Source organism: Halolamina rubra (assembly GCF_000739555.1).
GTDB lineage: Archaea > Halobacteriota > Halobacteria > Halobacteriales > Haloferacaceae > Halolamina > Halolamina rubra.
On record NZ_BBJN01000006.1, the window covers coordinates 23,655 to 29,871 of the forward strand.

A 6,217-nucleotide genomic window follows, 5' to 3' on the forward strand; every position below is an offset into this window, starting at 1 on the left:
CGTGACGCCGACCGTGTCGGCGTCGGCCGCTCGCCGCGGCTCACTCAGCGCTCGAACCCGACGCTCCCATCCGCCACCGTGTTCCCTTCCTGGTCCCGGCGCATCGCGATCTCGAACCACGGGCAGAGCCGCAGTTGGCGGTACCACTCGGGGTTCTCGTACAGCAGGTCGTAGTCCGCCCAGAGCAGCCCCTCGATCTCCTCGGTGTCGGGGTCCAGCTCCGTGTCGGTCAGCGTGACCTTGAGCACGGCACAGACCTCCCACTCCAGCCCCTCGCGCTCGTACCGGCGCTTGTACTCGAAGCGGTCGGTGACGCGGAGGTCGTCGTACTGGTCGGGCGTAATGCCCAGCTCCTCCTCCAGTCGCTGCTCGGTCGCGTCGATCTGGCTCTGGCCCTCGACGGGGTGGGAGGCGACGGTGCCGTCCCAGGAGGTGTCCCAGAGGCGCTTGTTCGACGCGCGCTGGGCCAGCAGAATGCGGCCGTCCTCGTCGAACACGAGCGCGGTGAAGGCGCGGTGGCGCTGCCCCTCGCCCGTGTGGGCGTCGAGGCGGTTGGCGAGTCCGGTGCGCTGGTCGTCGCCGTCGACGGCGACCACGTCCTGTGCGGCGTTGGGGTGGGCGTCGGCGCCCCCGTCCGTGTCGGCGTCCTCGGTGCTCATACGCCCCCCATCGGCCACCGGGGGTAAGGTCGCTTCGATGCCGAACGGTGCGACCGATCAGGCGTCGACGCCCAGCTCGTCGAGCAGCGTCAGCGCGGCCTCGTGGGAGGAGCCCGGGCCGCGCCCGGTGACGAGGTCGCCGTCGACGGTGACGGAGCTGTCGGCGTCGAGCTCCGCGTCCCAGTTGGCGCCGACGGCCTTCACCTCGTCCTCGACCCAGTAGGGGAGCTTCCGGCCCTCGAACAGGTCGTGCTCGTCGACGATCCCCTCCTCCCACGCGTTCGGGAAGCCGGTCACGTCGCGGCCGGCCGCGAGGAACTCGCCGTCGCTGTCGCGGGTGAACGCCAGGAGCCCGACGGCGTGGCAGACGACGAGCGCGGTGCCGTCGTCGCCCTCGACGGCCGTCCGGAGCGCGGCGCGGGCGTGTTTGTCCTGGTTGACGTCCCACTCGGTCCCGTGGCCGCCGGGGAACACGACCGCGTCGTAGCTCCCGGGGTCGGCCGCGGCCAGCGGCGTCGGGTCGTTCAGTCGCTCGTCGGTCTCGTGGATCTCCCGCAGGCGCTCGGCCTCCTCCTCGCCGACGTCCTCCGGGTCGAGCGAGCGCTCGTCGACGACCGGCGGGCTCCCGGTCGGCGTCGCCACCGTGATCTCGACGCCGGCGTCGGTGAGCGTGGTGAGCGGCTCGATACACTCCTCGGCCCAGTACCCCTCCTCGCTGACGATGAACAGCGCGTCGGTCATGCACTCCCCGTTCGGGTCTCGGCGGGAAAAGCCCTCCCGCCGTGGCACGACCGCCGGAAGTCGGAGGGTTTTAGCTCCCGAGTCGTTCGTCGAGGATGAGTCGGGTCGTGCTCTCCTCGACCTCCTCCTGCTCGCGGGCGCGGGAGATGAGCTCGTTCACCGCGCGCGTGTCGACGCAGTCGACGACGAGCACGATGTCGTCCTCGCCGGACACCTGCCAGACGAAGTCGACCTCCTCCCAGTCCGCGAGGCGCTTGCCCACCTCGTCGGTGTTCACGTCCATCGCGACCGAGATCTCGATCATCGCCTTCACGTTCCCGGTCCGGGTGGTGACGGTGAACCGCTCGATGACGCCGTCCTCGACCATCCCCTCGACGCGGTTGCGCACCGTCCCCTCGCTGGTCCCGACCTGCTCGGCGATCTCGGTGTAGGGGGTCCGTGCGTCCCGCCGGAGGATGTTCAGGATCTCCCGATCGAGTTCGTCCATACAGCCCCGTGTCGCTCCCACGGGATACCGGTTACGAATTTCGTAAGAAATCTTCGAACGACACAGTTATTACGATAGATGAGTACGTTTCTCGTAATGAGCGCGTACATCGCGCTGGCCGACGGTCGTGTCGTGGAGGGACGCTCGCGTGCCCCCGGCACGAGCCGGGGCGAGCTGGTTTTCACCACCGCCTACACGGGCTACGAGGAGAGTCTCACCGACCCCTCCTACGCCGAACAGGTACTGACGTTCTCCTACCCCCTCATCGGGAACTACGGGGTCCGCGAGGAGCGCTTCGAGTCCGACGGCGTCACGCCCCGGGTCGCGATCGCTCGGGAGTTCACCGACGACGTGGCCGACTGGCTGGAAAGCGAGGGCGTGCCGGCCGTCGACGCCGTCGACACCCGCGAGCTCGTCACCGCGATCCGCGAGCAGGGGGCGATGCGCTGTGGCGTCGCCGCGGGCCCGGACGCGACGCCGGAGCAGGCCCGCGAGCAGCTCGAGCAGTGTGTCGGGATGAGCGACCACGTCGACATCGGCGCGCAGGTCAGCGTCGACGAAACGCAGGTGTACGAGGGGACGGGTCCCCGCGTCGCCCTGCTCGACTGCGGCGCGAAGAAGTCCATCGTCGACTCGCTGACCGCCCGCGGCGCCGAGGTCCACGTCATGCCGTACGACTCGACGCCCGGCGAGGTCGCCGCGCGCGAGCCGGACGTGGTGTTCGTCTCGAACGGGCCGGGTGACCCGGCGAACTTCGAGGCCGCGGGCGCGGTCGTCGACGAGTTCGCGGGCGAGACGCCGATCGCCGGCATCTGCCTCGGCCAGCAGGTCGTCGCCCGCTCGCTGGGCGGCGCGACCGAGAAGATGGAGTTCGGCCACCGCGGCCTGAACCAGCCGGTGCGCGACCTCGAGACCGACCGCGTGATCATGACGACCCAGAACCACGGCTACAGCGTGGCGGACCCCGGCGAACTCGCGGTCACGCAGGTCAACGTCAACGACGGCACCGCGGAGGGGCTGGAGGGCGTCGACATCGACGTGCTCACGCGCCAGTACCACCCCGAGGCCAACCCCGGCCCGCACGACTCGCTCGACTTCTTCGACGACGTGCTCGACATGGCGGACTGTCGAACGCCCGCGGTCGCCTCGGACTGATCCCGCCGCAGCGCTTGCTCGGACCGCCGGCGCGCGCTCCGCTCGCCGACTTCTCCCTACTTTCTCGCCGCGAACTGATCGTGTCCTCGCTGCGCCGACTCGGTAAAACGTTCTTCAGGATACGTTTTAGTCGACTTCGCCCCAACCTCGGGGTATGTCCAACGTCGACACAGTCCCCGACGCGTACGTCGAGGCCGCCGACGCAGCCACTCTCCGGGAGGAGGGCCGCACCGTCGCCAACGCCGGCGGGACGCCGGTCGTCGTGTTCCACCACGAGGGGGAGTTCCGCGCGGTGAACAACCGCTGTCCGCACATGGGCTTTCCCCTCTCGGAGGGGAGCGTCGACGAGGGCGTGCTGACCTGCGAGTGGCACCACGCGCGCTTCGAACTCTCCTGTGGCGACACGTTCGACCCGTGGGCCGACGACGTGGAGAGCTACCCCGTCCGGGTCGTCGACGGCACGGTGTACGTCGATCCGGCCCCACAGCGCGACGAGCCGCCGGCGGTCCACTGGACCGAGCGCCTGGAGGACGGGCTCGAACAGAACCTCCGGCTGGTGCTGGCGAAGTCCGCGATCGGGCTGCACCGCGCCGGCGTCGACCCGGAGGCCCCGTTCGAGACGGCGGTCGTGTTCGGCACGAAGTACCGCGAGGGCGGCTGGGGCTCCGGGCTGACGATCCTCACCGCGCTGCTGAACCGGATGCCGGACCTCGAGGAGGCGGACCGCGAACGGGCGCTCTACCAGGGGCTCGTCCAGGTCGCCAGCGACTGCGCCGACCAGCCGCCGAAGTTCGACCAAGAGGCGTTCGAGGCGACTGACGTGCCCTTCAGCCGGCTGAAGTCGTGGTTCCGGGAGAACGTCGAGGTGCGGGACGCCGACGGCGCCGAGCGCGTGCTGCGGACCGCGGTCGCCAACGGCTGCTCGCCCGAGCAGCTGACCGAGATGCTGACCGCGGCGGCGACGGACCACCGCTACCTCGACACCGGCCACCGGTTCGACCACCTGAACAAGGCGACCGAGGCGCTGGACCACGTCGGCTGGGACCACCCCGAGACCGCCGACGTGCTGGCGTCGCTGGTGCGCGGGCTCGCCGACGCCCAGCGCAGCGAGGAGCTCTCCTCCTGGCGCCAGCCCGACGACCTCGCCGGTCGGAGCGCCGAGTCGTTCGACCGCCTCGAGGAGATGGTCGCCGCGGGGGAGGGCGAGCAGTGGACCGACCCGGACGACTTCACCGACCGACTCCACAGCGAGGAGCCCGAACCGGTGTACCGCGCCCTCGACGACGCGATCCGGAACGGCGCGACCGTCGAGCAACTGGCTCGCGCGGTCGCGTTCGCCGCGGGCAAGCGCGTCGCGCAGTTCTCCACCGCCAACGAGTTCAGCGACTGGAACACGGTCCACCACACGTTCACGTACGCGAACGCGGTCCACCGCGCGGCCCAGCGCGCACCCACGACCGAGCTCTACCGCGGCGTGTACGACGCGGCGACGAACGTCTACCTCGACCGGTTCCTCAACACGCCGCCCGCCCCAGAACCGAGCGTCGACGCCGACGCCGACCCCGACACGGAGCTGCGGGAGCTCCGCCACTGCTTCGAGATGGAGGGCGAGGTGAACGCCGCGGGCACCCACGCCGCGAACTTCCTCGACGCCGGCGGCGACCCCGAGCGGCTGAAGGCCGAACTCGGCAACGCGCTCCTCCAGGAGGACACCGGGTTCCACACGTTCCAGGCGCTCGAGGCCGGCCTGCGACAGTTCGACTTGCGGGACGATCCCGCGGAGCGCAGGGTGCTCGCGACGGCGGTCGCGCGCTACCTCGCGGCGCACTATCCCACCCGGCGGGAGCGCGAGCAGACGTACTCCATCGCGTCGCGGCTCCACGAGGGCGAACGGATCCACGAGGAGAGCGGGGGCGAGGCGGCCGCCGACGACTGAGCGCTGGTGGGCAAGCGCGAAGTACGACGACTGAGCGCTGACGGGCGAGCGCGACCGATCTGTCGGCGCACAACCTTTTTCAGCCCGCTACGCCTCTGATACGTATGAGCTACGACGCGGTCGTGTTCGACAACGACGGCGTTCTGGTGGACACCACCGACTACGACGTGCTGCAGGAGGCGGCCTGGCGTGCGTTCGAGCAGGCGGGCGTCGACGACCCCGATCCCGAGCACGTGGAGGAGGTCGTCGTCGGTGTGACCCCGGAGTCGCTGTCGGAGATCTGTGCGCTGTACGACCTCTCGGTCGAGGAGTTCTGGCGGGTTCGCGACCGGGCCTCACACGAGGCCCAACGCGAGCACGTCCACGCCGGCGGGAAGCCGCTGTTCGACGACGTATCGACGCTGTCGGATCTCGACCTCCCGATGGGCGTGGTGAGTTCGAACCAGCAGGAGACGGTCGACTTCCTGCTCGATCACTACGGCGTCTCCGGGCTGTTCGACACGGCCTACGGGCGCCAGCCGACGATCGCGGACCTCCGCCGGAAGAAGCCCGACCCGCACTTCATCGAGCGGGCGCTCGCGGATCTGGACGCCGAGGACGCGCTGTACGTCGGCGACCGCGAGAGCGACGTGACGGCGGCGTTCAACGCCGGCGTCGACTCGGCGTTCATCCGCCGCCCGCACCGCCGACACCACGAGCTGTCGGTCGAGCCCGACCACGTCGTCGACGACCTGCACGACGTGCGGGCGCTCTGTCGGTAGCGCTCCCAAGCGTTCGACGCGGCCGAGAGCGGCGGAAGCGTTAGCCCCGTCCAGCCCCAACGACACGTATGAGCGAGTCCGACGCGGCGACGAAATCCGACGCGGAGTGGCGCGAGGAGCTCACCGACGAGGAGTACGAGATCCTGCGCGAACGCGGCACAGAGGCCCGGTTCAGCGGCGAGCACGTCGACCGCGACGACGACGGCGTCTACCGCTGCAAGGGCTGTGGCGAGGTGCTGTTCGACTCCGGCACCAAGTTCGACGCCGGCTGTGGCTGGCCCAGCTTCTACGCCGCCGAGAACGACGCCGTCGAGACCCGGGAGGACGACCGCCACGGGATGACCCGGACCGAGGTCGTCTGCGCCAACTGCGAGGGCCACCTGGGCCACGTGTTCGATGATGGTCCCCAGCCGACCGGGAAGCGGTTCTGCATCAACTCGGTCGCGCTGGCGTTCGAGGACGAGTCGTAAGGCCACCT

Annotated in this window: 7 protein-coding genes; 4 read left to right on the top strand and 3 right to left on the bottom strand. The window is 70.1% G+C overall.

Going from position 1 to position 6,217, the window contains the following annotated elements; genetic code table 11:
• Positions 1-44: 44 nt before the first annotated feature.
• From ACP95_RS01395 to ACP95_RS01405, 3 genes are all read right to left on the bottom strand, one after another.
• Positions 45-659, bottom strand: coding sequence for an NUDIX hydrolase (locus ACP95_RS01395; protein ID WP_049979497.1), 615 nt, complete (start codon positions 657-659; stop codon positions 45-47).
• 57 nt (positions 660-716) lie between these two features.
• Entirely contained in the window at positions 717-1,400 is a 684-nt protein-coding gene (locus tag ACP95_RS01400; protein WP_049979498.1) for a type 1 glutamine amidotransferase domain-containing protein, read from the bottom strand.
• 70 nt (positions 1,401-1,470) lie between these two features.
• The gene (locus ACP95_RS01405; RefSeq protein WP_049979499.1) at positions 1,471-1,887 is read right to left on the bottom strand and encodes an Lrp/AsnC family transcriptional regulator; all 417 of its coding nucleotides are present in this window, start codon (positions 1,885-1,887) and stop codon (positions 1,471-1,473) included.
• 96 nt (positions 1,888-1,983) lie between these two features.
• Between ACP95_RS01405 and carA the strand changes: the two genes are divergently transcribed.
• From carA to msrB, 4 genes are all read left to right on the top strand, one after another.
• Positions 1,984-3,042 (top strand): glutamine-hydrolyzing carbamoyl-phosphate synthase small subunit, encoded by a 1,059-nt coding sequence (gene carA / locus ACP95_RS01410; RefSeq protein WP_049979500.1) that lies wholly within the window; start codon positions 1,984-1,986, stop codon positions 3,040-3,042.
• A 154-nt stretch (positions 3,043-3,196) separates the two neighbouring features.
• Positions 3,197-4,978: a Rieske (2Fe-2S) protein gene (locus ACP95_RS01415; RefSeq protein WP_049979501.1), complete on the top strand. Its 1,782-nt coding sequence runs from the start codon at positions 3,197-3,199 to the stop codon at positions 4,976-4,978.
• Between the two features lie 104 nt (positions 4,979-5,082).
• The gene (locus ACP95_RS01420) at positions 5,083-5,739 is read left to right on the top strand and encodes an HAD family hydrolase (protein WP_049979502.1); all 657 of its coding nucleotides are present in this window, start codon (positions 5,083-5,085) and stop codon (positions 5,737-5,739) included.
• A 68-nt stretch (positions 5,740-5,807) separates the two neighbouring features.
• Positions 5,808-6,209, top strand: a complete 402-nt coding sequence (msrB, locus tag ACP95_RS01425) for a peptide-methionine (R)-S-oxide reductase MsrB (RefSeq protein ID WP_049979503.1) — start codon at positions 5,808-5,810, stop codon at positions 6,207-6,209.
• The last annotated feature ends 8 nt before the right edge of the window (positions 6,210-6,217 follow it).

What these genes read in the sequence shown, in the direction of transcription:
- ACP95_RS01395 (WP_049979497.1), bottom strand. Translation starts at nt 659, where the DNA reads ATGAGCACCGAGGACGCCGACACGGACGGGGGCGCCGACGCCCACCCC.
- ACP95_RS01400 (WP_049979498.1), bottom strand. Translation starts at nt 1,400, where the DNA reads ATGACCGACGCGCTGTTCATCGTCAGCGAGGAGGGGTACTGGGCCGAG.
- ACP95_RS01405 (WP_049979499.1), bottom strand. Translation starts at nt 1,887, where the DNA reads ATGGACGAACTCGATCGGGAGATCCTGAACATCCTCCGGCGGGACGCA.
- carA (WP_049979500.1), top strand. Translation starts at nt 1,984, where the DNA reads ATGAGCGCGTACATCGCGCTGGCCGACGGTCGTGTCGTGGAGGGACGC.
- ACP95_RS01415 (WP_049979501.1), top strand. Translation starts at nt 3,197, where the DNA reads ATGTCCAACGTCGACACAGTCCCCGACGCGTACGTCGAGGCCGCCGAC.
- ACP95_RS01420 (WP_049979502.1), top strand. Translation starts at nt 5,083, where the DNA reads ATGAGCTACGACGCGGTCGTGTTCGACAACGACGGCGTTCTGGTGGAC.
- msrB (WP_049979503.1), top strand. Translation starts at nt 5,808, where the DNA reads ATGAGCGAGTCCGACGCGGCGACGAAATCCGACGCGGAGTGGCGCGAG.